2 protein-coding genes are annotated in these 1,823 nt (G+C 68.4%); one reads left to right on the top strand and one right to left on the bottom strand.

Features of this window, described 5'->3' with window-relative positions:
- Window positions 1-928: Gfo/Idh/MocA family protein (locus HUK84_RS16785; protein WP_176641294.1), on the bottom strand; the 928-nt coding region annotated here is incomplete at its 3' end.
- Between the two features lie 189 nt (window positions 929-1,117).
- On the opposite strand from HUK84_RS16785, the gene HUK84_RS16780 reads away from it, so the two are divergent.
- On the top strand, window positions 1,118-1,823 hold a 706-nt coding region (locus HUK84_RS16780), incomplete at its 3' end, for a radical SAM protein (RefSeq protein WP_246285749.1).

Here is a 1,823-nt window from a genome sequence, read left to right as displayed (position 1 = left end):
GTCCGGCCTGCGCATCCACCAGTACCTGCGCCCCGTCCAGGCAGGACGCCGCGAAGGCCGCGTGCTCGGCCGCCAGCGTGTCGTGGTCGTCCCAGATCACGGCCTCACGCCTGAAGCCGCCCGTTCCGGGCAGGGGCAGGCCCGTCTCGCGCCCGATCATCGTCAATTCGCGTTTCACGAAATCGGCGGACAGATAGCCTTCCTCGGAAAAAAGCCGCATCCGCCGTTCGGTCTTCAGCGAGATCCGGCTGGCGGTGATGGTGGCGACACATCCGTTGGCGAAGCGCACGCGTGCATTGGCGATATCCTCGTGCTGGGAGCTGACGGCCGCCCCCAGCGCGTCGACATCCTCGATTTCGCTGTCGACGATCGCCAGCACCAGGTCCAGGTCGTGGATCATCAGGTCCAGGATGACCGAGACATCCGTGCCGCGCGGCTTGAAGGGCGCGATGCGCGTGGCCTCGATATAGAGCGGGCGGCTGATCCGTTCGGTGATCGCGCGGTGCTCGGCCGAATAGCGCAGCAGGTGCCCCACCTGCAGCACCAGCCCGGTTTCCGTCGCCAGCGCCGCCAGCCGGTCGGCCTGGTCGAGGGTCGAGGCGATGGGTTTTTCCACCAGCACATGCCGTCCGGCGCGCAGCGCGCGATCGGCCAGGATGAAATGATGTTCGGCCGGAGCGGCGATCACCACGGCCTCGGACCGGTCCAGAAGGGTATCCAGATCCAGGGCCGGCGCACCGCCGGCCTCGGCCCCGACCGACGCCGCGCGGGCCATGTCCGGATCATGGATGCCGACCAGCGTCTCACGCGGCGACGCCGCGACCTTCAGCGCATGGAACCGCCCGAAATGGCCGGCGCCGATCACGCCGACGCGCAATTGCCGCCCCTTTGCACCCCGCGCGGTTCCGCCGCCGAAAAGCCCCGCCATCATTCCTGCTCCATCGTCGCGATGACGAACGGTTAGAGCACAAGCGCGCGATGGGCCAGAGGGCGGCCGGCGGCCTGGTGGCAGGCCGTCGGAATGGAAAGAGATGTTCATGATATGTTCTTGACTCTCCCGACCGCCCGGGCGACGATGAGCTGTCCTGTTCCAGTTCCATCGGCAAGGGAGTGCCGCATGTCCGACCACGCCCCCATCCGGATCGGCCGGGGCCAGAAGACCCGGGCGGCCCCACGCGCGCTGGATGCGCGTTCGACCGGCCTGGCCGGTATCCGGCACGGGCGCGGCGCCACGATATCGCCGCCCGACCGCCATGCCGTACAGCATGGCACGCCTGTCGACGACGGCTGGGGCAGTCTGGCGGAGGAGGATCCGGTGGGGGAAAGCAAGGGGCCGCGCACCGAGCTGTCCTTCGAGACACCGCGCAGCATCATTACCCGCAACACCAGCCCGGATCTGGGCTTCGACCGGTCGATCAACGCCTATCGGGGGTGCGAGCATGGCTGCATCTATTGCTATGCCCGCCCCACCCATGCATGGCTGGGCCTGTCGCCGGGGCTGGATTTCGAAACCCGGCTGACCTGCAAGCCCGAGGCCGCACGCCTGCTGGAACGCGAACTGCGCCGCCCGGCCTATCAGGTCCGGCCGATCGCGCTGGGCACCAATACCGACCCGTACCAGCCGGTCGAACGCGACCAGGCCATCACGCGGTCGATCCTGGCCGTGCTCGAACGGTTTTCCCATCCGGTGACGATCGTCACCAAGTCGGCGGGCATCCTGCGCGATATCGACATCCTGCGCGCGCTGGCCGAACGCGACCTGGTGCAGGTCAGCCTGTCGGTCACGACGCTGGACCCGGAACTGGCGCGGCGGATGGAGCCGC

Source organism: Nguyenibacter vanlangensis (genome assembly GCF_013376155.1).
Classification (GTDB): Bacteria; Pseudomonadota; Alphaproteobacteria; order Acetobacterales; family Acetobacteraceae; genus Gluconacetobacter; species Gluconacetobacter vanlangensis.
This window is presented reverse-complemented; position numbering and strand designations above follow the sequence as displayed.